This window comes from Neobacillus sp. plas4, assembly GCF_057221695.1.
Window position 1 is genome coordinate 2,193,133 of sequence record NZ_CM170152.1, and the last position, 23,302, is coordinate 2,216,434.

The 23,302-nt window shown below is 37.1% G+C and carries 26 protein-coding genes and 1 pseudogene; 16 read left to right on the plus strand and 11 right to left on the minus strand.

Going from position 1 to position 23,302, the window contains the following annotated elements; all coding sequences use genetic code 11:
• The first annotated feature begins 40 nt into the window (after positions 1–40).
• From AC2TFD_RS10890 to AC2TFD_RS10915, 6 genes are all read left to right on the plus strand, one after another.
• Positions 41–1,549: an ATP-binding protein gene (locus AC2TFD_RS10890; RefSeq protein WP_335568315.1), complete on the plus strand. Its 1,509-nt coding sequence runs from the start codon at positions 41–43 to the stop codon at positions 1,547–1,549.
• The gene (locus AC2TFD_RS10895) at positions 1,542–2,225 is read left to right on the plus strand and encodes a response regulator (RefSeq protein WP_335568314.1); all 684 of its coding nucleotides are present in this window, start codon (positions 1,542–1,544) and stop codon (positions 2,223–2,225) included. Before AC2TFD_RS10890 ends, AC2TFD_RS10895 begins: the two co-directional genes overlap by 8 nt.
• A 68-nt stretch (positions 2,226–2,293) precedes the next feature.
• On the plus strand, positions 2,294–3,700 hold the full coding sequence (locus AC2TFD_RS10900) for a CitMHS family transporter (RefSeq protein WP_335568313.1): 1,407 nt from the start codon (positions 2,294–2,296) through the stop codon (positions 3,698–3,700).
• A gap of 42 nt (positions 3,701–3,742) precedes the next feature.
• On the plus strand, positions 3,743–3,880 hold the full coding sequence (locus AC2TFD_RS10905) for a hypothetical protein (protein ID WP_335568312.1): 138 nt from the start codon (positions 3,743–3,745) through the stop codon (positions 3,878–3,880).
• Positions 3,881–3,964: 84 nt separating this feature from the next.
• Positions 3,965–4,888 carry an AEC family transporter gene (locus tag AC2TFD_RS10910; RefSeq protein ID WP_484675632.1) on the plus strand — a complete coding sequence of 308 codons (924 nt, stop codon included), beginning with the start codon at positions 3,965–3,967 and terminating at the stop codon, positions 4,886–4,888.
• 234 nt (positions 4,889–5,122) lie between these two features.
• On the plus strand, positions 5,123–6,880 hold the full coding sequence (locus AC2TFD_RS10915; protein WP_335568310.1) for an SMP-30/gluconolactonase/LRE family protein: 1,758 nt from the start codon (positions 5,123–5,125) through the stop codon (positions 6,878–6,880).
• A gap of 81 nt (positions 6,881–6,961) precedes the next feature.
• On the opposite strand, the pseudogene AC2TFD_RS10920 reads toward AC2TFD_RS10915, so the two are convergent.
• Positions 6,962–7,546: pseudogene (locus AC2TFD_RS10920) on the minus strand (hypothetical protein); the annotation flags it as partial.
• Between the two features lie 40 nt (positions 7,547–7,586).
• Positions 7,587–8,171, minus strand: a complete 585-nt coding sequence (locus AC2TFD_RS10925; RefSeq protein ID WP_335568309.1) for a uracil-DNA glycosylase — start codon at positions 8,169–8,171, stop codon at positions 7,587–7,589.
• Between the two features lie 308 nt (positions 8,172–8,479).
• Between AC2TFD_RS10925 and AC2TFD_RS10930 the strand changes: the two genes are divergently transcribed.
• Complete coding sequence (locus AC2TFD_RS10930) at positions 8,480–9,736, plus strand: coiled-coil domain-containing protein (RefSeq protein ID WP_335568308.1); 1,257 nt, start codon at positions 8,480–8,482, stop codon at positions 9,734–9,736.
• Positions 9,737–9,799: 63 nt separating this feature from the next.
• On the opposite strand, the gene AC2TFD_RS10935 is transcribed toward AC2TFD_RS10930, so the two are convergent.
• The gene (locus tag AC2TFD_RS10935) at positions 9,800–10,369 is read right to left on the minus strand and encodes a biotin transporter BioY (RefSeq protein ID WP_335568307.1); all 570 of its coding nucleotides are present in this window, start codon (positions 10,367–10,369) and stop codon (positions 9,800–9,802) included.
• 168 nt (positions 10,370–10,537) lie between these two features.
• Positions 10,538–11,329: an ABC transporter ATP-binding protein gene (locus AC2TFD_RS10940; RefSeq protein ID WP_335568388.1), complete on the minus strand. Its 792-nt coding sequence runs from the start codon at positions 11,327–11,329 to the stop codon at positions 10,538–10,540.
• Between the two features lie 166 nt (positions 11,330–11,495).
• Here AC2TFD_RS10940 and AC2TFD_RS10945 point away from each other — a divergent pair, with 166 nt between their 5' ends.
• Complete coding sequence (locus AC2TFD_RS10945; protein ID WP_335516636.1) at positions 11,496–12,188, plus strand: hypothetical protein; 693 nt, start codon at positions 11,496–11,498, stop codon at positions 12,186–12,188.
• Between the two features lie 168 nt (positions 12,189–12,356).
• Positions 12,357–12,623, plus strand: coding sequence for an HPr family phosphocarrier protein (locus AC2TFD_RS10950; protein ID WP_335518734.1), 267 nt, complete (start codon positions 12,357–12,359; stop codon positions 12,621–12,623).
• Between the two features lie 79 nt (positions 12,624–12,702).
• Here the strand turns inward: AC2TFD_RS10950 and AC2TFD_RS10955 are convergent, their stop codons facing one another.
• Positions 12,703–13,260: a cysteine dioxygenase gene (locus tag AC2TFD_RS10955; RefSeq protein WP_335568305.1), complete on the minus strand. Its 558-nt coding sequence runs from the start codon at positions 13,258–13,260 to the stop codon at positions 12,703–12,705.
• 12 nt (positions 13,261–13,272) lie between these two features.
• On the minus strand, positions 13,273–14,199 hold the full coding sequence (locus tag AC2TFD_RS10960) for a DMT family transporter (RefSeq protein ID WP_335518728.1): 927 nt from the start codon (positions 14,197–14,199) through the stop codon (positions 13,273–13,275).
• Positions 14,200–14,690: 491 nt separating this feature from the next.
• On the opposite strand from AC2TFD_RS10960, the gene AC2TFD_RS10965 reads away from it, so the two are divergent.
• Both AC2TFD_RS10965 and AC2TFD_RS10970 read left to right on the plus strand, forming a co-directional pair.
• Positions 14,691–15,044: a hypothetical protein gene (locus AC2TFD_RS10965; protein ID WP_335518722.1), complete on the plus strand. Its 354-nt coding sequence runs from the start codon at positions 14,691–14,693 to the stop codon at positions 15,042–15,044.
• Positions 15,045–15,227: 183 nt separating this feature from the next.
• Positions 15,228–15,695 carry a PTS sugar transporter subunit IIA gene (locus AC2TFD_RS10970; RefSeq protein ID WP_335518719.1) on the plus strand — a complete coding sequence of 156 codons (468 nt, stop codon included), beginning with the start codon at positions 15,228–15,230 and terminating at the stop codon, positions 15,693–15,695.
• Positions 15,696–15,945: 250 nt separating this feature from the next.
• Here AC2TFD_RS10970 and AC2TFD_RS10975 read toward each other — a convergent pair whose 3' ends face one another.
• From AC2TFD_RS10975 to AC2TFD_RS10990, 4 genes are all read right to left on the minus strand, one after another.
• Entirely contained in the window at positions 15,946–16,098 is a 153-nt protein-coding gene (locus AC2TFD_RS10975) for a hypothetical protein (RefSeq protein WP_335518716.1), read from the minus strand.
• Between the two features lie 151 nt (positions 16,099–16,249).
• Complete coding sequence (locus AC2TFD_RS10980; RefSeq protein WP_335518713.1) at positions 16,250–16,387, minus strand: hypothetical protein; 138 nt, start codon at positions 16,385–16,387, stop codon at positions 16,250–16,252.
• Positions 16,388–16,412: 25 nt separating this feature from the next.
• Positions 16,413–16,757 carry a spore coat protein gene (locus AC2TFD_RS10985; RefSeq protein ID WP_335518710.1) on the minus strand — a complete coding sequence of 115 codons (345 nt, stop codon included), beginning with the start codon at positions 16,755–16,757 and terminating at the stop codon, positions 16,413–16,415.
• Positions 16,758–16,784: 27 nt separating this feature from the next.
• On the minus strand, positions 16,785–17,063 hold the full coding sequence (locus AC2TFD_RS10990; RefSeq protein ID WP_335518708.1) for a ferritin family protein: 279 nt from the start codon (positions 17,061–17,063) through the stop codon (positions 16,785–16,787).
• Between the two features lie 219 nt (positions 17,064–17,282).
• Here AC2TFD_RS10990 and brnQ point away from each other — a divergent pair, with 219 nt between their 5' ends.
• The 5 genes from brnQ (at position 17,283) to AC2TFD_RS11015 (ending at position 22,326) form a co-directional block, all read left to right on the plus strand.
• Positions 17,283–18,608 carry a branched-chain amino acid transport system II carrier protein gene (gene brnQ, locus AC2TFD_RS10995; RefSeq protein WP_335518705.1) on the plus strand — a complete coding sequence of 442 codons (1,326 nt, stop codon included), beginning with the start codon at positions 17,283–17,285 and terminating at the stop codon, positions 18,606–18,608.
• Positions 18,609–18,744: 136 nt separating this feature from the next.
• Positions 18,745–18,990, plus strand: a complete 246-nt coding sequence (locus AC2TFD_RS11000; protein ID WP_335518702.1) for a hypothetical protein — start codon at positions 18,745–18,747, stop codon at positions 18,988–18,990.
• Between the two features lie 113 nt (positions 18,991–19,103).
• Positions 19,104–20,375 (plus strand): kynureninase, encoded by a 1,272-nt coding sequence (kynU, locus tag AC2TFD_RS11005; protein ID WP_484675633.1) that lies wholly within the window; start codon positions 19,104–19,106, stop codon positions 20,373–20,375.
• Positions 20,376–20,411: 36 nt separating this feature from the next.
• Positions 20,412–21,260 (plus strand): tryptophan 2,3-dioxygenase, encoded by an 849-nt coding sequence (kynA, locus tag AC2TFD_RS11010; RefSeq protein WP_335520562.1) that lies wholly within the window; start codon positions 20,412–20,414, stop codon positions 21,258–21,260.
• 106 nt (positions 21,261–21,366) lie between these two features.
• Entirely contained in the window at positions 21,367–22,326 is a 960-nt protein-coding gene (locus tag AC2TFD_RS11015; RefSeq protein ID WP_335568294.1) for a 2-hydroxyacid dehydrogenase, read from the plus strand.
• Positions 22,327–22,349: 23 nt separating this feature from the next.
• Here AC2TFD_RS11015 and AC2TFD_RS11020 read toward each other — a convergent pair whose 3' ends face one another.
• Positions 22,350–23,138 (minus strand): alpha/beta hydrolase, encoded by a 789-nt coding sequence (locus AC2TFD_RS11020; protein WP_484675634.1) that lies wholly within the window; start codon positions 23,136–23,138, stop codon positions 22,350–22,352.
• Between the last annotated feature and the right edge of the window lie 164 nt (positions 23,139–23,302).

Sequence of the window (23,302 nt, forward strand, 5' to 3'; positions counted from 1 at the left end):
TTTGTTATTGATCCTGTTAATGACAGGTTTTTATAGTTATATGGAAGGGAAACAAATCGAGGAAAATAGAGGTAGGTTAGCACTAGAAATATCGAAAACGATATCCTTTATCCCTGATATCATTAATGCTTTTGAAATGAGTGATCCTTCTAAAACTATACAACCCCTTTCCGAAAAGATTCGCACAGAAACAGGGGCTGAATTTGTCGTTATTGGTAATAAAGATGGGATTAGATTTTCCCATCCAATTCCAGCAATGATTGGGCAGAAAATGACGGGTGGAGATAATGATAGGGCCTTAATAAAAGGAGAATATTATGTCTCTAAGGCTGCGGGCTCACTCGGACCATCTATCAGAGGAAAATCCCCTATTTTAAATGAACAAGGGGAAATTATCGGGATTGTTTCTGTAGGTTTTCTTCTTGAAGATGTTCATGAGCAAATTATGAATAAAATTTTCCGTGTACTTATCGTATCTTTCTTTGCTCTGTTAATTTCCCTCGTAGGAAGCATTTTGCTTGGGAGAAACATTCGTAAGGATACACTTGGCCTCGAACCATATGAAATTGCCAATCTTTATAAGGAGAAAAACGCTATCCTACATGCTGTAAAAGAAGGTATCCTAGCAATTGATAACAAAGGTAACATTACGACAATGAATCAACAGGCGAAGAGACTTCTCGATATTAAAGGAACAGTGAGAAATAGGAAAGTGGATGGACTGTTTCCTTCAAACTATTTGTATGAAGTATTAAAATCAGGAAAATCCCAAATTGATAAAGAAATGGTTTGGAAAGATAAAACAGTGATTGTAAATAGCAGCCCCATTTATGATAATACTGGTGTTAAGGGAGTTGTCGCTTCTTTCCGTGATAAAACAGAAATTAATCAGATGTTAAATACAATCTCAGAGGTAAAACGATATTCGGAGGACCTCCGTGCCCAAACACATGAATTTACCAATAAGTTGTATGTATTAATGGGTTTACTTCAACTCGGAGAATATAATGAGGCGGTCGATATGATACAAAGCGAAACACAAACATTACAATTCCAGCATTCAGTCGTTTTTAACCAGATTAAGGATACTAAAGTTCAGGCGATATTATTAGGGAAAATAGGAATAGCATCAGAAAAGAAGATAAAGTTTGAAATAAATGCAGATAGCTTTTTAGACATACTACCACCCCATATTACACTCTCTAACTTAATCGTAATCCTTGGAAACTTAATTGATAATGCCATTGAAGCTGTCTATGATGGTAAAACTCCAACCGTTAGTTTCTTTGTAACGGACATCGGAAATGATATCATCTTTGAAGTCTCTGATAACGGTAAAGGAATAGGGGAAGTAGAACCATTCCTTCTATTTGAACGGGGTTATTCCTCCAAAAACAGTAATGAACCAAGGGGGTTTGGCTTATCGAACGCAGAAGAGGCTGTAAAGGAATTGAATGGTATGATCGAAGTACAAAGCAGCCAGAATGGTGGGACTGTTTTTACTGTTTACCTGCCGAAGAAAGTGCAAGGGGTTGAGAATATTGAATAGAATAAAAGTGGCTATTGCAGAAGACGATTTTAGAATCGCTGATATACATGAAAAGTTTCTGAATAAGTTTAAAGATATACAGGTGGTTGGAAAAGCATTAAGAGGTGAGGAGACACTGCAATTATTGGAGCAGAAAACTCCCGATTTGCTCCTGCTAGATGTGTATATGCCGGATATGCTAGGTTCGGATCTTCTCCCTATCATTCGTGAAACGTTTCCCAAAGTTAATATAATTATGATAACGGCTGCAACGGATAAAGCTTTTCTAGAAAAATCTTTAAGCTATGGGGTGGAGAATTATCTGATCAAACCTGTAAGTATGGAACGGTTTGATGACGTCATTCAGGAGTATATAAAAAAACGCTCGCTTCTTTCAACCACGAAAGAAGTAAATCAAGATTATGTTGACCTCTTTTTTCGTAAAGATAAAAGCGTAGGAGCAGTAAAGACCACGGGGTTACCAAAAGGTATTGATGAAATCACCTTAGGAAAAATTAAGGGTGTAATCACTGAAAGAAGAGAGGGACTTTCAGCAGAGGAGGTAGGGAAGAAAATTGGGGCTTCCCGAATCACAGCACGCAGATATTTGGAATATCTCTCTTCTAAACAGGAAGTTAAAGCAGAAGTAGTATATGGCATTGTTGGAAGACCGGAAAGGAAGTATTACCCATTATAGAGGATGGCAAAACACTGCCTGCCTCTTTTTTTTGTTTTTATATTGAAGTTTGGGAAAATCATACTCACATGAACAAAAAGTACAAAATCAATTTAATTTACGATAATAACTTTATTTTGGCAACGTTTTCACAACTGAATATTTCGATTATATTTAATTTACAAACAAAAGGGGTGAGAATGATGCTAGCATTATTAGGTTTTTTGATGATACTTACATTTATGATTTTAATTATGACCAGACGCCTACCCGCGATGATTGCACTTATCGTTATTCCGGTTATTTTTGCATTAATTGGCGGATTTGGAAACAAAATGGGTCCAATGGCGCTTGAAGGAATAAAAAGTGTTGCCCCAACGGGTATTATGATCCTTTTCGCTATTCTCTTCTTCGGTATTATGATTGATGCAGGAGTATTTGATCCGATAATTTCCACTATTTTAAAGGTTGTAAAGGGAGATCCGGTAAAAATAGCAATTGGAACCGCAGTTCTTGCGCTTTTGATATCTCTTGACGGAGATGGGACAACTACATACATGATTACGATTTCTGCCATGCTGCCATTGTATAAACGGATTGGCATGAAACCTTTAATACTAGCTGGAATTGCAGTTTCTGCTTCAGGTGTCATGAACCTTCTTCCATGGGGTGGACCTACTGCAAGAGCAATGACCGCCTTACATCTTGAGATGTCAGATATTTTTATTCCAGTTATTCCTAGCATGCTGGGTGGAGTGGCGTTTGTTTTGTTCATGGCCTACTGCCTAGGAAGAAAAGAACGGAAACGGATTGGTATCCTGAAGGTTGATTTCAGCATTAATGCTGAGGTGGCTGCTACTTCAGAAGCTGCTTATCTTAAAAGACCGAAGTTAATACTAGTAAACTATTTTCTAACGATTATTTTATTGGTAGCACTAGTCAATGAGCTTCTTCCAGCAACTGTTTTGTTTATGATTGGATTTGCATTGGCTATTACGATTAATTATCCAAAAATTAGTGACCAAAGAGAACGAATTGTTAATTATGCAGATAATGCTTTATCGGTAGTTTCTATGGTTTTTGCTGCAGGGATCTTTACAGGTATTCTGACTGGTACGAAAATGGTCGATGCCATGGCAAGCTCCATGATTTCCTATATACCTGATGTTCTTGGTTCCCAATTTGCACTTATCACTGCGATTATTAGTGCACCTTTAACATTCTTTATGTCTAATGATGCCTTTTACTATGGTGTTTTACCTTTGCTTGCTAAAGCAGCAAGTGTATATGGAATTGACCCCGAGTTTATCGGGCGTGCCTCATTGCTGGGGCAGCCTGTCCATTTATTAAGCCCTCTTGTACCTTCAACGTACTTATTAGTCGGTATGGTGGGAGAAGATTTTGGGGACTTACAACGGACATTCCTTAAATGGGCTTGCGGTTCGACTTTGGTTATGATAATTGTTGCAATTATATTGTCAATTATTCCTTCTTAATTAAATGTAAAACAAAGGAAAATCAATGGGGGATGAATGTTTATGTGGATAATCACTGTCTATTCAAAGGGAAACAATATTTCAATGTTTGAATTTAATTCTGAAAAAGAAGCTAAAGAGGCTTTTAAAAAGGTTACAGGCTGTAAGATTCTTTCAGAGGTTATTTATTTTAATGATTAGATAGTGTAATAATTAGGAAAATGCAATTTATTTAGTAATAAACTGCATTTTCCCTTTTTTCATTATAGAAAGAAGGTAAGTTGAATGAGTATTTTGTATCATATATTGCTTGATATTATTTTTCCGATATTGGTGTTAATAGGGGCAGGTGCTTTACTTCAGCATTTCATTAGACTTGATTTATCTACACTGTCAACATTGACGGTGTATTTCTTATTGCCTGCTGTTTGCTTTGTAAATATATATGAGAGCAAGATGTCAAGTGGGTTAATTAGCCAAACGTTACTATTTTTACTGCTTTTTAATATTGTCCTTATCCTAACTAGCATGTTAATTGCAAGAGCAAACAGGTTTGACCGTAAATTGTCAGCTACTTTTAAAAATAGCATGGTTTTGAGCAATTCTGGTAATTATGGTCTCCCTGTAAGTGAACTAGTTTTTGCTGCTAATCCTGCAGGTATGTCGATCCAGATTATAGTGGTAATTTTTCAAAATCTCCTTACGTTCACATATGGTTTTTTCAACAGTGTCTCTGCCCAGAGTAGCGGTAGAGATATCTTACGAAAAATTATGCGCCTTCCGGTTATTTATGCTTTATTATTTTCCATATTGTTAAAATACTTCCATATTGAAATTCCTGAATTTATTTGGAGGCCAATTAAAAATTCCTCAAATGCATTTCTGGCAGTTGCCCTAGTAACACTCGGAGCACAAGTAGCATTTTTAAAGATTACAAGAATTTCTAGACCAATTGTTTGGATTGTAATCGGGAGGCTGATAATTTCTCCTCTTATAGGGTTGTTGGTTATAAATATTCTTGGATTAACAGGCATAACGGCACAGGCACTATTCATTGCAAGCTCGTTTCCTACTTCAAGAAATAGTGCACTACTGGCTCTCGAGTATAATAATTATCCAGAATATGCTTCACAAGCTGTCCTGCTGACTACTATCTTAAGCAGTGTGACTGTTGCGGTTGTCGTTTATCTCTCGAAATTACTTTTTTAATCTATAGTCCATGATTATTTGAAGAATTTAGACATTTATCTTTCTTAAGCGTTATGAAGGACAAAACCTATGAAAATTAATCAAGATTTGTCCTTCATCGAAAAAATCAGCTTGATAATGGTGTTTTTTCTGTTAAATGTTGTAGGATAAAATGTTGGGGTTATTTGAAGCATAAGATGAAATTAGTTAAAGAAATTAAAAATCAACCGGGCTAGAAAGGGGGAAGGATTAGTAGTGCAACGTTTATCCGCTTCTTCAATGGTCTTTTGGTTACGGGACAATCATCCGCGTGAACAAGGTCTTAAGTATTTACTTGGCTCCCATGCACAGGTGATGGCCCGGCTTAAGGGGATTCAGGAGTATCGACAGCACCATTTTGATTTGAATAGTAAAGGATTATGGCCAACATTACAAGGTGTGAACACAACAATTGACGAATCCTATTACAGAATCGATGGGATAGAGGAGTTTTTATTGAAAGGTGCTTACCCTTTTAAACTAAAACAGATGAAGGCGTATGAGTCACATGTCTTTAAGGAGACTTATCATTGCATAGCTAGTGATAAAGACAACCATTGGCTGCAGTATTCTAATAGCAGTAATAAGGTGGGCTTTCGTACAGTCGTGCTGATTCGGCGAAAAGCAGATATCGCGATAAGTGACTTCGAAAATTTTATCAAAAATATTTTGGTCCCGGCGCTAGTAAAGACACAATTATTATCTGAAGTTCGATACCAGGTATTACTGCCGGAAAGGGAAGAAACTAAATCGATAGGTAACTATCACGCCTTGCTCGTTCTAGGTGCTTGCGACAGGAATAAGTTACAACAGTCTATCATATCACCTGGTCTGGCTGCGACATGGAATGCACAGAGCCTGCATTGTGAGGCGATACTTGCTCATTCAGTTTACCAGACATATATTTTTACAATAGATGGAAGACCTTCTCTCCCTCAAGTAAAACCAGAGCAGAAGCCTCGTTTAGAACCGGTTAAACGTGAACTCCCACCTGCACCCGCGCGTGCCTCTCTTAAGAAAGGAACCACACCGTTCCCGCCTTCTCGGTTAATCCCGATTAGCGGGTATGGACCAGAGGATGTGGTTGTGGATGCCGAAGGCCGCCTATTATGTGGTGTCAAAGGGGGACGTATACTAAGGATAGATCCCGAGCACGGTTCAGAGGAAACGGTAGGGAATACGGGTGGCCGTCCTCTTGGTCTTGAAGTACTGCCAGACGGGCGTTTACTTATCTGCGACGCTCATAAGGGTCTGCTCCGTCTAGATATAGAAACTGGTAAACTTGAGACTTTGGTTCAATACGTTGATCATCTACCGCTGCGTTTTTGCTCAAATGCATCAGCTGCTAGTGATGGAACGATTTGGTTTACCGAATCCACTAACAGATACGATTTTGAGCAGTATATGGGTGCTCTGTACGAGCACAGGCCTTCCGGACGCCTGTTTAGACGTGACCCTGATGGCCGTGTAGAGGTAATCCTTGACCAGCTGCATTTTGCTAATGGAGTTACTATATCAGGTGATCAATCAGCCATCCTCTTTGCCGAAACGGATGGTTACCGACTTAACCGTTATTGGATTCGCGGACCACATGCAGGAAAGAGAGAGATAATTGCTGGTAACTTACCTGGTTTCCCCGACAATGTCTCTCGTTTACAAGATGGGAAGTTTTGGGTTGCGATGGTTACTCCACGTAATAAGTTGCTAGACTCACTTGGTAAAGCACCAACTTTCATTCGCCAACTTATTTGGAGAATCCCTGACCGTTGGCAGCCTGCCGGTGTCAGAACTACTTGGGCAATGTTGTTTGACGAAAATGGGAATGTTCTTTTGGATTTGCAGGACACTCTATCTAACTATCACGGGGTTACAGGTGTAGCTGAGTATAACGGTTTTTTGTATCTAGCTGGCGTTGAGGAGGAAGCTTTGCTGTCACTGGATCTAAGGGCTATTGATAAACCGACCTTGGTATAAGAAAAGGTCGGTTTTTTTTAGGAGATGCATGTAACAAGGATGATTATTACCCGTAAGCTTATGGATTAATCATTTATCAAATTAGGTGTGCTCATTTAGTGATTTATTGTCCAAAACATCTAAAGAAAAGACATCTGCAATTTGGAGAGATTCTTCCGAAAACATGCAATACAAGTCTGTAATGCTGCCATGAAGTTTAGTGTTTCGTAGCATTAAACCTTCGTAACCCTGATTAATAAGACTTCTTCGAAATGCTGTATTGGCTTCTTCTTTATTTAATAGAAGAGCATTATCCTTCCAGGTAAGGTTTCTTTTTTTTGCTCCCAAATAATCACAAAATTTGTCGCGTTCTGCCATAAACAAATCATATGAATCCTCTGAATTAAATTCGTAAATCTTAAGATTTGGCTCATCAATATATACTTTATAGATATAGCCACGAACTAGCCTTTCCAATTGCACTACCTTTGGTTCTCCATCCTCCCAGTACTCATTTTCAGATTTCTCGATAACCGTTTCGCTCCCAATTGCAAAAGGCTTGGCAGACTCAATATCAGAAGTAAACCAAAATCCAATAGTACTGATTTCGTTACTTAGGTTTTGAACAACATTTTCTTTATTAAACTGATCAAATTTTCTTACAGAACCATGATAAACAATCATTAATTGCCCTCCATTATTAGATCATCTCCCAAACCTATTGATTTTAACTTAAGTGATGATAGCTGCGATAAAGTTCGGCAAGTTCCGTCCAGTCATTAATAAAGAGTAGCCATAAGTTTGGGCGGCGCCTTACCGCTAATGGATGATAGGCAACTAAAGTTCGAAAACCTCTCACCTCTTGGACGGTCCCACGTAAAGACTTTACATCTACATCGGGATTTTGAAAGAACGATTGTATCGCAACGTTTCCAAGGCAAAATACTACATTCGGTTTCTTAACTTGAAGCTGGTCCTCTAGATGGTTCATACAAATGTTTCTAACCGTTTCCTTTTCGTAGGCACGGGTGGGCCTTCTTTTTAATATGTAGGTGATATATAAGTCATTAACTGATAATCCTACCTCATTAGCTGCTTGCTGTAAGGTTTGCCTTGTTCCACAAACAAACAGGTTGCCATCACAATCTTCGCGGGCACCTGGGTTATCAAGGATAATCATAATCGGTGCTTCTGGGTTTCCCTCTCCCCAAATCATTCTTGTTCCGTGTTTATAAAGACCACATTCTCGGCAGTCTTCTACACACTTTGGGATTGGTTCTTCTGGCCATAGTGTAGGTTCAAACTTTGACAAAGGCGACACCTCCGGGGCTTTTCTATCATCCAATAAGATACCCATGCACATATTTAAATATTTCTAGAGTTAATGTTTTATTCCGAAAAACGTAGTATAAATGTGAAAAATTAGTGAAAATGTCGTATTTTGTTGTGATTGAAATATAATTGTAATATTTTTATTACCTAAATGACAAAATTCGCTGTTATACTTCAAATTATACAATGAAAATGTTTTCAAAGCTTATGACGACTTTCATTATGAAAAGTAGATTAATAATAGATGTATTTTGATACATAGAACGAAAATGAAAGCAGGAACCAATAATGAAAAAGAAGTTTGTAGTCCTCAATATTACAATGACGCTTGGACTGGGAAGTGTTTTTGCACCTCCAAACGTAAAGGCAGATACAATTTCTAACATACAATCACAGCGTTCTAGTATTCAAGCAAATATAAATGAGACGAATGAAGCAATCCGTTTGGTTCAGGATGAACTTTTAAAGTTGAATGAACAATTAAAACGTGCTGAACAAGCAATAATAGATAATCAAAACATGATTGTTAAAACTGAGTCTGATATCGCTGCAGCTAATCTTGAGATTCAAAAGCTCGAGGAAGAGGTTGCTAGTTTAAAAGAAGCAATAGCAAAGAGAAATGAGATATTAAAAGAACGAGCACGGTCCTACCAAGTAACTGGGGGAGAAGTTAAGTATCTAGAAGTCGTACTTGGTTCAACAAGTTTTAGTGATTTTGTTGATCGTGTTGGAGCTGTTGTTACCTTTATGAATGCTGATAAGGATCTCATGGACAAGTTTGAGGCTGATAAGAAAGTTGTCGAAGAGAAGCAAGCTTCTATACAAACAAAACTAGTTGAATTAACCAATATGAAAACGGAGCTAGATGGAATGCGTGCTCAGATTACTGAGCAGCACCAGCAAAACGAGTTATTAAGAGAAGAGCTTAAGCAGAAAGAAGCAGCAGGGCTTGCTTCTAAAGCCGATCTACAACAACAAGATAGTAGCCTTGCATCGCAAGAAGCACAATTGGCTGCTAATCTAGTACCCCTAGTAGCTACCACTACAGGAAGTTCTACTAGTACAAAAAGTCCTGCTAGTACAACCAGTCCTACTAGCACAAAAAGTTCAACTACAACATCAAGTTACATTCCTGCTGCACCAGTTCAAGGAAGAGGAGCAGTTAGTATCGTTACTACAGTCGGCAATAGATATATCGGAAACTCTGTTTATGTCTTTGGTGGCGGAAGAACGGCTTATGATGTAGCGAATGGAAGATTTGATTGCTCTGGATTTGTTCATTGGGCTTTTGCTCAAGCGGGAATTAGTGTTGGAGCAAGCACAGATTCATTAAAAAATGATGGCCGTAAAGTTTCAACAAGTGAAATGCGCCCCGGTGATTTAGTATTCTTTAATACTTATAAAACGGATGGCCATGTTGGAATTTATTTAGGCGGGGGCAAGTTCATCGGCTCACAAAGTTCTACCGGTGTTGCTGTTGCTAATATGTCCAGCGGTTATTGGGCAAACAACTTTGCTGGTAAAGTTGTCCGGATTATTGAATAAGTTATTAATAAACAAAATAAAAAAGGTAGAAACCCTAAAAAATATGGTTTCTACCTTTTTGGTTTAATTAGAAACATGCTGAGGAGACGATAACAACTTTGCTGAAACCAGTCTTTTGTAGACAGTTATACCAATCCATGAAGCTAAAAATGCTTTAATTAACCCTACAATTATAAAAGGGAAAAATCCTGCTGCAAAAGCCCCCGCCCAAGTCGTATCAATTGCAAGTTTTAGCCAAACAGTACCAAATGAAAGAGTAACAAGCATACCGATTGTATTTGCAATCATAGCATTGATAACAGTAAAGCTAGTTTTTTCTAAATAAAGCCCTGTTAAAAATGCCGCCGGGATGAATCCAATGATAAATCCTCCAGTAGGACCGATGATAACCCCGAGTCCGCCTGACATTCCACTGAATACAGGTATTCCGATAGCGCCAATTAAGCCGTAAAAAATAACAGAAAGAGTGCCATATCGTGAGCCTAAAATGGTAGCAGCTAAACCAACTGCAAGTGTTTGTCCTGTAATCGGTACTAGTGGCAATGGGATTGTAACTTGTGCTAAAATACCGATAATGGCAGCAAATAAAGCACTGGTAATCCACATTTTTAGTTGATTGTGTGATTGAAGCATTGGTATCCCCCCAGTTAATTTTAAGTTAACTTATTTTATGTGTTGGTTAACAATTAAAGTATAAAAGGTTCATTAACTCTTTGTCAATCCTTTTTCTGAAAATACAAAATATAAAAAAAGCAGCGTGTAACTTAATTAAAATTAAGGTTGATACGCTGCTTATTTATATTAATTTTTGACCATCTGGACTTTGGATAGCAATGGCCGATTATTGGTCCATATTACACGTACAGGAAGTTCAAAAAAGTGGGAGAGCTGCTCACTTGAAATTAAATCATTTGTATCTCCGGAAGCAAAGACTTGTCCGTCTTTAAGTAATAATGTTTTCTTGAATACAGGTAAAATCTCTTCTACATGGTGGGTGACATAAATCATGGTAGGTGCATTCGGATCTTTTGCGATTTCTTCAATGGAGTCTAATAATTTCTCCCGTGCGATAAAATCTAATCCATATGTAGGTTCGTCGAGGATAAGCAATGGAGGGTCAGCCATTAAAGCACGAGCAATCTGTACCCGTTGTTTCTCTCCTTGCGAAAGTGTTTCATACTCTCGGTTGGCATAATCGAGGCATCCAAGCCTTTCGAGTAAGCTAACTGCCTTTTCCTTTATTGTTTCAGAAGGTGTTTCATAAAGACCGATAGAAGCAAATGCTCCACTCAACACAACCTCGAAAGCATTATCATCCCGATGGAATTTTTCCTGTAAAGACGATGAAACAAAACCAATTTGCTTCCGAAGTCGTTCAGCAAGGTATGTTTTTCCAAATTCCATTCCTAGTACACTGATTTCTCCCTTTGTGGGGAAATAAAAGGCATTAAGTAAATTTAAGAGAGACGTTTTCCCAGCGCCATTTAGCCCGAATAAAACCCAGTTCTGTCCTTTTTCAACCTTCCAATTAAGATCCTTTAAAATCCACTTTTCTCCTCTTTTTAATGAAATATTCTTTAATTGTAGAACCAAATTATTACTCCTTTCACCGATTTCATTACCAAATTCTATCATGTTATTTACCTTTTTAGGGGATAACTAATCTAGAAGCAAGATAACAATCGTTTTAATTTTTATAAGTGCTTATCGTAATTATATTATGAATATTTAGTAAATGGAATAATCGGGAGGCAAGAAAATGAGAAGAATAAATCCTGGTTCCGTCAATTCTTACATTAGATATGGGAATATAAAAATACCAAAGAGTATTCAAAGTGAATGCCCACAATGTCGACAAACAACTGAATTTATGGTAAATACGAATTTCCAAAACAGCAAGAATGGGCTGGTAACTGAGTCCAGTTGTCCTACTTGTAAAAAATCAGCGGTTTTTGTCATTATGACCAAGGATGTTCTAGATGAACAGGGTGAACATGCAGATACATATATTTATGATATCCAAGCTTCAAAGCATCCAATCAATCAAATAGAATGTCTTCCTAATATACCAAAGGATCTAGTCAGAGCTTATCGATCTGCACTAAATGTACATCAATCAAGAGAAAATTCAGCAACAGCTGTCATGTCTAAACGCGTAATAGAAAGTATTTTAAAACATTTTCTTAAAGAAAAAAGTAAAGGGCAGCCCTTGGCACAGCAACTTGAAATCCTGCCTAATCATGTGGATTTGACCAAGCCGATACAATCCCTTGGACAGCTTCTTGCTACCGACGGATCATTGCATAAAATGCTTGAACTAGAATCCGAAATGGATTATGAGACAACTTCTTTATTAATGGATTTACTAGAAAACATTATTGAATATCTTTTTGTCCTGCCAGGAAAAATTGAAGTTACCCATAACAAAATTGCAAAGAAATTTATCCCGTAATAACAGGCTGGTAAATACGTTGAACCCTTCGTAAATGGATTATTTACGAAGGGTTTACTATTTACAGTATATTGGAAAAAGTTTTTATAGGATAAATCAGAAAATTATTATAAAATAAGATTTATACACTTAACAGAAAAATAGAATCAATAGGGGGAGAGAGTAATTATGATTGAGAAAACCTTCACAATTATTGACAAGGATGGAATCCATGCACGACCTGCAGCAATCCTAGTAAGTACAGTTAGCAAATTTAAGTCTGAAGTAATAGTAGAATATAAGGGAAAACAAGTTAATTTAAAATCTATTACTAGCCTGATGACTCTAGGAGCAGGTGAGGGAGATCAAATTAAAGTGTTTGTTGAAGGGCCGGATGAGGAAGAAGCTTTTCAAGAAACGGAGGCAGTTCTGAAAATTTCCAGTGTTGTAAAATAGAATTATATTTAAAATTTGAAGAAGGCAACTACCATTTTCCATGGCAGTTGCCTTTCGTCTGTCTGACAGTATTTGAAATTTAATTCTTTTTTATTTTTATTTCTTTTACCTTTTGGTATTGTTCATCAGGCCACCATGCCCCGCAATCATCCGATACTACACATGCAGCACATTTATCTAAGTCATAGACAATCATTCCTGTTATAGGCGGGGAATAAAGGTGGAGAGTAACCAAAGCTGAATGGTTAGAAGCCTCCATTTTATGAATGGCCTTTTTCGGTGCAAAAAAAGAATTCCCTTGAAGATGGTACTCATGAAACAACTCTGTTGGTAACCCTGTTCCTTTTACTTCATAAACGGAGTTAAGGGAAATTCCCGAAAGTACATGTATCCAGCCGTGGGAATTGCCATGATCATGAGGGGCACATTCTAACTGTGACCAATTCATTACGAGCAGCTCAACCTCATCATTTTTATATAGAAGCTTTCGATTGTACGGTTTTCCTGCAGATGGTTCTGGCAAGTCGGCTAGATCATTAACTGTTATATTTAGTTGTAAAAGCGCTTTTTTTAATTCTGCTTTAGATGGGTTCTTTAATGGATCTAAAACATCCTTTATCCTGCTTATCAAAGTCATTATACTACCCTCCTATAGTCGTTTTTTCTTGAAGAAACGTAACAACATAGGCACAAGCTGACCATTAACAATAATCACCCCAATTATAATTATGATTCCACCTGCAACACTTAGAAGGAAAATTTTTTCTTGTAAAAGTAAAACTGCGGCAATTAACGTTGCGATTGGCTCCAAATATAGAAACATCGAAACTTTTACAGCTTCCAAAACTTCAAGTGCTTTTGCCCAATACCAATAGGCTACGCCCGAAACAAAGACACCAAGAAACAACAAATGGGCCCACTCTGATTTCGTTAGGAGGGAGAGTGCTTCCCAGCCTCTGTTACGGAAAAGAAAAGGGGTCGTGAGTATCAAGCCGCATAAGCTCATGTAAAAGGTGATGACAATGGGCGGATATGGAATCTTTAGGCTTTTTAATAACACAGAATATACAGCCCAATTTAATGTACTCAAAATCATTAGAAGGAAGCCTAAATTTAATGTGATCTGAAAGGATTGTCCATTTCTTGCTGTTGTGACCAGCAATACACCGAGTATTGCCAGTACCATTCCAATTCCCTTTGAAAAACTTATCTTTTCATGCAAAAAAAGAATTGAAAGGATCACTGTGAAAATGGGGGAAATCGAAATGAGCCATCCAGCAGAAGAGGCATCAATCGTCAATAATGCTGTTGCTTGAAGCAATTGATGAACAAATACTCCAACTATTCCGAGAACTACTAAATGCGGAATATATTTAATAGAAACAAATAACCGATGTCTTTGCAGCAGTAATAGCAAAAGTAAAAATATGGCACCTATTCCAAAACGAATGACGAGTAACGAATAGGGGTCTAACTTTCCTAGAACAGCTTTTGTAGATACAAATGAAACGCCCCAAAAACTAATCGACATCATTGCAAACATGGATGCTGTTAATCTCGATTTAAAAAAAGTCATGATTAAGTATCCTTTCAGAATAAAAAATACAGATAATCTATTTTATGCTTGTCCTGCTAGAAGATGATGCTTCTTTGCAGTATGGATATTTATGTTGGAATCCTTAAGAGAAATATTTTTTTGGACATTTTTTTGATTATTCGGTAACGATAAATATATATTCTCTCGCCCCTTCATAAAATAGGACTATTAGCAGTAATGAAGATGTGGAGGGGATGTCGATGGAAATAGTAAAATGCCCAGAGTGTAGGCAATTAAGATTGTTCGAAGACGGAAAATGTACAAATTGTGGTTATTGCTCAAGTGTTAGAGCATCGATTAATGCCTTGCATTCACATCGCAGGCCATCAAAATATGAAGAGTTTAAAGCAAGAAAAAGATCGAGGGTTAACAAGTGATTTGTAAACAATATCAAAGTGTCATCCTTTTATCCCAAAACATAAACTTTCTATAGAGATAAAATTGAGCTTAGAGACTGAGGAGAGGATGACATGCAGCCCGAAATGCAAAAAGCGATTATTTTGGCAGAAAATATCAATGATTTTATAAAATTTGTTCAGTATCAAAGAACAAAAAATAACTTTAAGATTGACAATAATAAATTATTACAAATTAAATTTCTGATTGAAGAATATAAGTTTCAAATTATTGCAGATGAACTAATCAGAATTAATCAGTTTGATTGGAATGAAAAATACACGCTTTACTTAGTGGACGAATTTCAGAAAGGAATTACCATCATTGATGAATATGTAAAAAACAACTACAATGAATTATTTATCGTTACGGCTAGATTGTACACATTAAAGAACCTATATAGCAGTTTCAGTAAGATTACTTCGTAAACATTCCCAACAATCACCTTGTGGGGATTATTTTTTTGGAGGGATTGAAAAATAAGGAAAATTTTAAAAAATCTGTTTTAAGCGTATGTTTTGATAAAGGAATAAAATTAGGGGAAAATAATAAAAGGAAATAACTTATTTATGAATAGTTATTTAATACGATTCAAAAAGGCGGTATAGTACATGTTTAAAAACTTATTTAAAGGTAAAAAGGCAGAAGACGATCCTACGATTTTACAGCCATTAGAAGGGGAAATCGTCCCACTAGAAGAGGTTCCCGATCCAGTATTTTCTCAAAAAATGATTGGTGATGGTTTTGCTGTAAAACCAACAAATGGCAGTGTTATATCTCCCGTAGATGGTGAGGTAATCAGTGTATTTCCGACCAAACATGCGGTTAGCGTAAAATCTACGGGAGGGAGAGAAATTTTAATTCATGTTGGTCTTGAAACAGTATCTCTTAATGGGGAAGGATTTACTTCATTTGTAAGTGACGGCCAACGTGTCCAAAAAGGTCAAAAGCTGCTCGAAGCTGACTTTGATTTTATTAAAGAAAAAGTACCTTCCATTATTACGCCAGTCATCTTTACAAACTTGGCGGAGAATGAAAGAGTGGTTATCGAAGACCAAGAGGTAAAAATCAGTAAATAATTTTACATTCTGTTAAAGAGTAAGCTTTTAAGAGCTTGCTCTTTTTTATATTGGAAAATTTGTATAAATCATTAACAGCCCAGTTTCCACTGAATTAAAGCAATCGTTTACCTTAGATTAGTACCAAGAAATAACTTGTCTACTATTCATAACTATCAGGGTTAAAAAATATGATTGATTTATGTTTGGTAGGAGGCAAAGTTTATTCAGAGCTTATGTTGGGCATGGAGTTATATACGGAATCATAAAATTAGGTTATATATGGGTTTGCTGTTGGCGCTAGCAGTATCCGCTCTAAATATGGTAAATCCTTATCTTGCAGGAAAATCGTCGATGATGTCATGTTTGGTGGAAATACAGGTTTGTTATGGCCATTATTAGCCACCATGATTGGTTTAACCATTGTTAGGACCTCAGTTCGTTATGGATATCAAATCATGTTTCAGAAAATATCCCAGAGTGTTCCTCACTCGAAGTTGGATAAATGAAAACTCTCAAGGGCTAATCCTTGAGAGTTTTTATATTTTACCGAAATTTTACCCTAAAGTTATTTATTAGAGTCGGTCATCTTCCCATGCCCTATCATAGTCTTTAATCGTGTCATTTTCAGTTTTATTATGGCTTTCTGTAAGTCTATTTGTTTTATTCGATTTCATAAGCCTTGTTACTTTTACTCTTTCGACCTTTTTCAAATCGAATGACCCCCAAAGGATGATGTTAATATGGAAATTGCGATGAATAGTTATTAAATTGTTGATAGGCTTGGTCTAATTTTTGTTGTTCTTCGGCTTCAAGTTTGTACCATCCATGCTGGAACATGAGGTTATAAAGTTCCCGGCAGCTTTGATGTGTTTCATTCAAAATTTGCAAAAAGTCAGAATGAAGCTGCTCGTGACTTGCTTCTCTAACGGCAATATTGAGGCTGTCTGTTAAATATTTACATGTGCTAAGTGCGTCATTAACAAAATCGCGATCGTTCATATCGGGAGTTTTTACTTTAGGTAATTCTCCTGTCTGAGGGTTCGCAATTTGGTTGCTGTTTTGACTCTGCTGATTTGACATTACTATTCCTCCGTTCCTTAAAAATTGTTACTGCTGCTGCTGCATCTGCTGGGTTTTAGGAAGATTAGATAATGCAGCGTTGTTATCAATCTGCAGATGAGTAATTAATCGTTGATAATGATTTTGGTGCATTTGACCTACTTTATTTAGGGCATCCTTCAATTGAGGGTTTTGGATCTGATTAGCCATAAAGTGAAATTTTTTAAATGCTAAAAGCTCCCATGATAAGGCATCCTTTAAGTAAAGCGCATCCTTAGTCGTTATAGCCCTTGGCGGGTTGGGGATTGGTGGTTGATTATTTTGCATAGTTAAACTCCTTTCAGTTTACTTCCAACAAATCTATATTTTGCAAAATGGAACCATTATATGCTTTTATTTTTATAATCTATCTTTGCTTTCCCAAGATTATGTTATAGTAATAACTATTTGGGATGAAATCACTTCAATTTGAGGAACACTAAAAGAATTCAGAAAGAGTAAATTTGAATCAATGAATATTTTCACATCATAAGGAGATACATCATCATGAATTTTTCTGCAAAACAAGTTGTTTTTATCAGTTTTATGTTATTTTCAATGTTTTTTGGAGCAGGTAATCTAATTTTCCCCCCATACCTAGGTCAATCAGCAGGTGACCATTTATGGACTGCACTTGCAGGCTTTATCGTATCTGCCGTCGGATTACCGATATTAGGCGTCATTGCCGTAGCTAAGGCAGGTAGTCTAAATGCGTTAAATCTTAGAGTTCACCCTGGTTTTGCACTCGTTTTTCCATTTTTAATTTACATCGCAATTGGTCCAGGTCTAGCGATTCCTCGTGCAGGGAGCCTTGCATTTGAAATGGGTGCCGCCCCTTTCCTGCCAGAGAATTTGGTTGAAAGTCCGCTCTCTTTATTGATCTATACTATCGTCTTTTTTGGCTTAGCCGCATGGTTGAGTATGTATCCGTCAAAACTGATTAGTCTTTTCGGGAAGTTATTGACCCCCATCCTATTAGCTCTCATTGCCATTATTTTTGTAAAGAGCTTATTAGATCCTATCGGTTCATTTGAATCACCGACAGGAAATTATCAAGACAATCCTTTATTCCAAGGGATTTTAGAAGGGTATTTAACCATGGATGCTTTAGCAGCCCTGGCATTTGGAATTGTCATTGCTAACACGTTGACGGCGCAAGGTGTTAATAATTCAAAAGAGAAATCACGCTATATGATGTATGCAGGTGTGGGTGCTGGAGTGTTATTAGCAGTGATCTATCTAATTTTAGGATATTTAGGAGCTGCGAGTTCTTCATTAGGACAAGCAGAGAATGGTGCCATTATTTTGTCTACCATCATGACGATCCTGTTTGGAAAAAGCGGAAACCTCATTTTAGGAATCGTCTTTACACTAGCATGTTTCTGTGTTTCCATTGGCTTAATTACATCATGCAGCCAATTTTTTTCTACTGCAGTCCCAAAAGTGAAATACAAAATGTGGGTAATCATTTTAGCTGTTTTAAGTACTGCCATAGCAAATTTAGGATTAACGCAAATCCTTCAAATATCTGTACCCATCCTAGGTATGATCTACCCGATCGCCATCGTTCTTATCTTCTTAGGGCTCTTTGATGATATGATTAAAAAAAATCCATATATCTATATCACTGTAATAGGTTTTGTAGCTATATTTAGTTTATTGGACACCATTAATAAAACATTTTTGAATAACATATGGGGTGGGGGATTTGAAATTCTTCCATTCTATATCGAAGGAATCGGCTGGCTGACACCTGCAGTTATTGGGTTGATATTTGGATACCTGCTAGGCAAGTTTAGAGGTACATCACCTGTTAAAAGGACAATTCTATAGGTTGGTTAAACGAGAAACGGATAATATGAGTTTCTCGTTTTTTCGTCTTTTCTAAACCAAGAAATGAATAACAGATATTGAACCTACAGATGGGTGAGGCATAGACTATGGTATCAAAACTATAAGGGTGTCTGTCATGAAAAGGATGAGACAAGTACAACCAATGATCGGGCAGGCGTGGACGGGGAGACACGTGGTCCTGCTTCATTGTACAACGAATAATCAACTTATTCATTTGTATAAAAGCTACCACGCACCAATTGAGCCTCCCAGCGAAAACTGTGCTGAAACATTATCGCAACTACTAAGTATCGGATATCGTATCCAAGCTAGTACAGCAATTTCACCAAATCAAATTCAATATGTTCTTGTTCTTGAATAAGTTAATTGTATCAACTAATAAAAGCCGCTTTCCTATATAGAGCGGCTATTTCTAATTTCGCTCCGAGTACAATAGAATTAGAGAGACGATAAATGATGGAGAGAGGGATAGATATGCCTTTGACAGCGGAATATGCCAAAAAATTAGATAAAGAAGACCACTTATACAGATTTCGAGAAGAATTCTACATAAAACCAAATACCATTTATTTAGATGGGAATTCTTTGGGACTTCTTTCAAAAAGAGCAGAACGCAGCCTCTTAAAATCTTTAAACGATTGGAAGGAATATGGAATTGATGGCTGGACAAAAGGGAAACACCCATGGTTTTTTATGTCAGAAAGATTAGGAGAGATGATTGCACCACTTGTCGGAGCAGAAGCTGACGAAGTGATGGTTACTGGCTCAACTACGGTCAATTTACACCAGCTTGTTGCTACATTTTATAAGCCTGAAGGAAAGAAGTCAAAAATTCTCGCTGATGAATTAACCTTTCCATCTGATATTTACGCGCTGCAAAGTCAGCTGCGATTACATGGTTTTGACCCAGATACACATCTTATCATGGTAAAAAGCCGAGATGGGCGATTCTTAAAGGAAGAGGATATCATCGAAGGTATGACGGATGAAACTGCACTCATCATTCTGCCGACGGTACTTTATCGCAGTGGTCAAATCTTGGACATGAAACGATTAACAGCGGAGGCGAATAAAAGAGGTATCCTAATCGGTTTCGACGGATGTCACTCTATCGGTGCCATACCGCATTCCTTTAGTGAATGGGGAGTTGATTTTGCTTATTGGTGTAATTACAAGTATTTAAATGGTGGACCAGGAAGTGTAGGCGGATTATATATAAATAAAAAACACTTTGGAACTGCTCCTGGTTTAACGGGTTGGTTTGGTTCTAAAAAAGAGAAGCAATTTGATATGGAGTATTCCTTTACACCTGAAGAATCAGCAGGTGCGTATCAAATTGGAACACCGCATGTGCTGAGTTTAGCCCCTTTACTTGGCGCTGTAGAGATTTTTACAGAGGCAGGGATTGAAAAAATAAGGGGAAAGTCTGTAAAAATAAATCGGTTCTTGATGGATTTGATGGACCAAGAATTATCCAATATGGGATTTAGTATTGGCAGCCCTTATGAAGATGAACGTCGTGGAGGGCATATAAGCCTTGAACATAAGGAAGCCGCGCGTATTTGTAAGGCCTTAAAAGCAAATGGAATTATTCCTGACTTCCGAGCACCTAATATTATTCGACTTGCTCCTGTTGCGTTATATACCTCCTATTCAGAGGTCTGGGATGCAGTTGAGGTTCTAAAGCAAATCATGGTGGAAAAGCAATACGAGAAGTTTGAAAATGTACGTGATGTTGTAGCGTAGAGGGAGAATGGATTAAACCATGGGGGGGCGCTAATCATGAAATCACCCGAAGAAAACAGGGAACTGAAATTAGAAAAAAACATTCAAACAGATTTCCAAAAAGCAATGTCCTACGGAGATTACCTTCATCTTGATAAAATTTTATCTAGTCAACACCGGCTTTCTGATCACCATGATGAAATGTTATTTATCATTATTCATCAAACCAGTGAATTATGGATGAAATTAATTATTCATGAACTAACAGAGGCGATTCAGTATATTCTCCAAAATAATTTGGAGCCTTCCTTTAAAATTCTGTCGCGTGTTTCAAGAATACAACAGCAATTGATTCAATCATGGAGTGTTCTTTCCACCTTAACTCCTTCTGAGTATTTGGAATTTAGGAATAAACTTGGTCAATCTTCCGGATTTCAGTCTTTTCAAAACCGTTTGATTGAATTTGCCTTAGGTCACAAACGTGCACATACTCTAACAGTCTATCAGCATCAAACTGAACTATATAAAAATATGCATGAGTCTCTTCATAAGCCGAGTATTTATGATGCCGCCATCCATGCTTTGGCTGCTCGCGGCATCCCAGTTGATGAAGATGTCTTAAAACGCGATTTGTCAAAAGAGTATGAACCTAATGAAAGTGTTGAAGAAGCATGGCTGACCGTATACCGAAATGTTGACCAATACTGGGACTTATATGAGCTGGCTGAAAAGTTAGTTGACATTGGCCACCAACAACAATTATGGCGATTTAATCATATGAGTACAGTAGAAAGAATTATTGGTCATAAGCAAGGAACAGGGGGGTCATCTGGTGTAACCTATTTAAAAAGGGTACTCGATCAGCACTTCTTTCCAGAACTTTGGAGCGTACGAACGAAATTATAAATTTTATTTGATGAAACATTCGTGAATATCCTTCAGTAGTTGTTTAAATAAAAAGTTTATTCATTTATAATTTTATTATGATAGTTTACGAAATGGAGCAGGGATAATGAAACCTAAAGTAATTGTGTATAAGAAAGTGGATAAAAAAGTTTTAGAATTAATTGAAGACACATGCAAAGTTGTTTATTTTGAAAAACTTGATTCTAATATCTATCCAGAATTTATTGAAGAACTGAAAGATACGGAAGGATTAATAGGTTCTGGTCTGAAAGTAGATCATGAATTATTAGATCTTGCCCCTCAGTTGAAAATAGTCTGCAATATAGCTGTTGGTTACGATAATCTTGATTTAGCTGCGTTAGCAGAGAGAGGGATTATGGCGACCAATACGCCAGATGTTCTAAATGATACGGTAGCGGATACGATTATGGGATTAATTCTTTCCACTGCTAGAAGAATGCCAGAATTAGATCAATGGGTGAAAACCGGACAGTGGAATTCTGGCCTTGAAGAAAAATGGTTTGGAATCGATGTCCATCATAAGGTGCTAGGGATTATTGGCATGGGTGGTATCGGCTCTGCTGTGGCTAAACGGGCACATTTTGGATTTGATATGGAGATTTTATATCATAACCGTTCACGTAATCAGGATGCGGAACAAAGGTTTGGGGCAACCTACTGCTCGATTGAGGAATTATTAAAGAACTCTGATTTTGTATGTTTAATGACACCCTTAACTCCTGAAACCGTAAATTTGATTGGAAAAAGAGAATTTGAGCTGATGAAAGAGTCAGCAATCTTTATTAATGCTTCGAGAGGGAAAACAGTTGATGAGGAAGCTTTGATTCTGGCGCTTCAAGACGGACAAATATATGGTGCTGGACTAGATGTTTTTGTACAAGAGCCAGTGAAAAAGGATAACCCGCTGCTTTCCATGAAGAATGTTGTTACGCTGCCTCATATTGGATCAGCTACATATGAGACTCGATTTAAAATGGCAATGACAGCAGCAACAAACTTAGTGACAGGGCTAAAAGATGGAAATCCACCAAACTTAATTAATTAAGAATAAAAGAACCTCGCCTATTTTTAATGGCGAGGTTCTTTTATTCTTCTGGGTGTAAATACATTACTTGTTAGTTTGTTAATGAATAAGCTGCATTGTTCACCTATAAACTCTTTGTCATAGTCCATTGAGGCAACATGATACGAATTGTATAATGGAACAACTTCTTTTATTTCAGATTGAACGGCAGACAAAATAAAATTCGTGTTCTCAGGTGGGACGACGTGATCTTCTTCTGATCGAAATGCCAAAACGGGGCAAGAAATACCTGGAAGTTTATCCCTCGTTTCACTCATCAATAAAAATAACTGATTTATGGACCTGACAGGTGCTTTTGTATAAGTTATTTCATGAACATTCTTAGCTTTTATATCTGCCGCTCCTTCATGAACAAAACGGGGGAAACGTTTATTTTTAAACCTTTCCATAGGAGGGATGGAATTAATTGCCGCGTTAATTAACATAATACCTTTGATATCTCTGTACTTGTTGGCTAAATTTAACGTCAAGGTTCCACCCATCGATTGACCGATCACGAAGATTTCACTGCAATGTTGTTGAAGAAATGAATAACCATCTTCTAAACTTTGAATCCAATCTTGGTAGGTGCAGTTTTCCATATCCTCAAAATGGGTACCATGTCCTTTTAATCTAACTCCGTAAACTGTGAATCCTTCAGCTGCAAGGTATTCTCCTAAATATTTGACACTCTGTGGGGTACCCACAAAACCGTGTGAAATTAAAATTCCAATTTCATTTCCTTTAAAGAAAAAAGATCCAGCTCCTGGTAATACCGAATATTGTTCAATCATTAATAAAACTCCTTTCTTTATGAATTAATAGAAGTAAGTATTTAAAAAAACACCTCCTGTCTAAAGTGAGGTGCCTTTTGCTGTCAAATCGGCGAATTATTACCTTTAAGATATACCTATAATTCCGATGTGTCAAGTTGGTTTTATAATAAAATCAAAAAAAT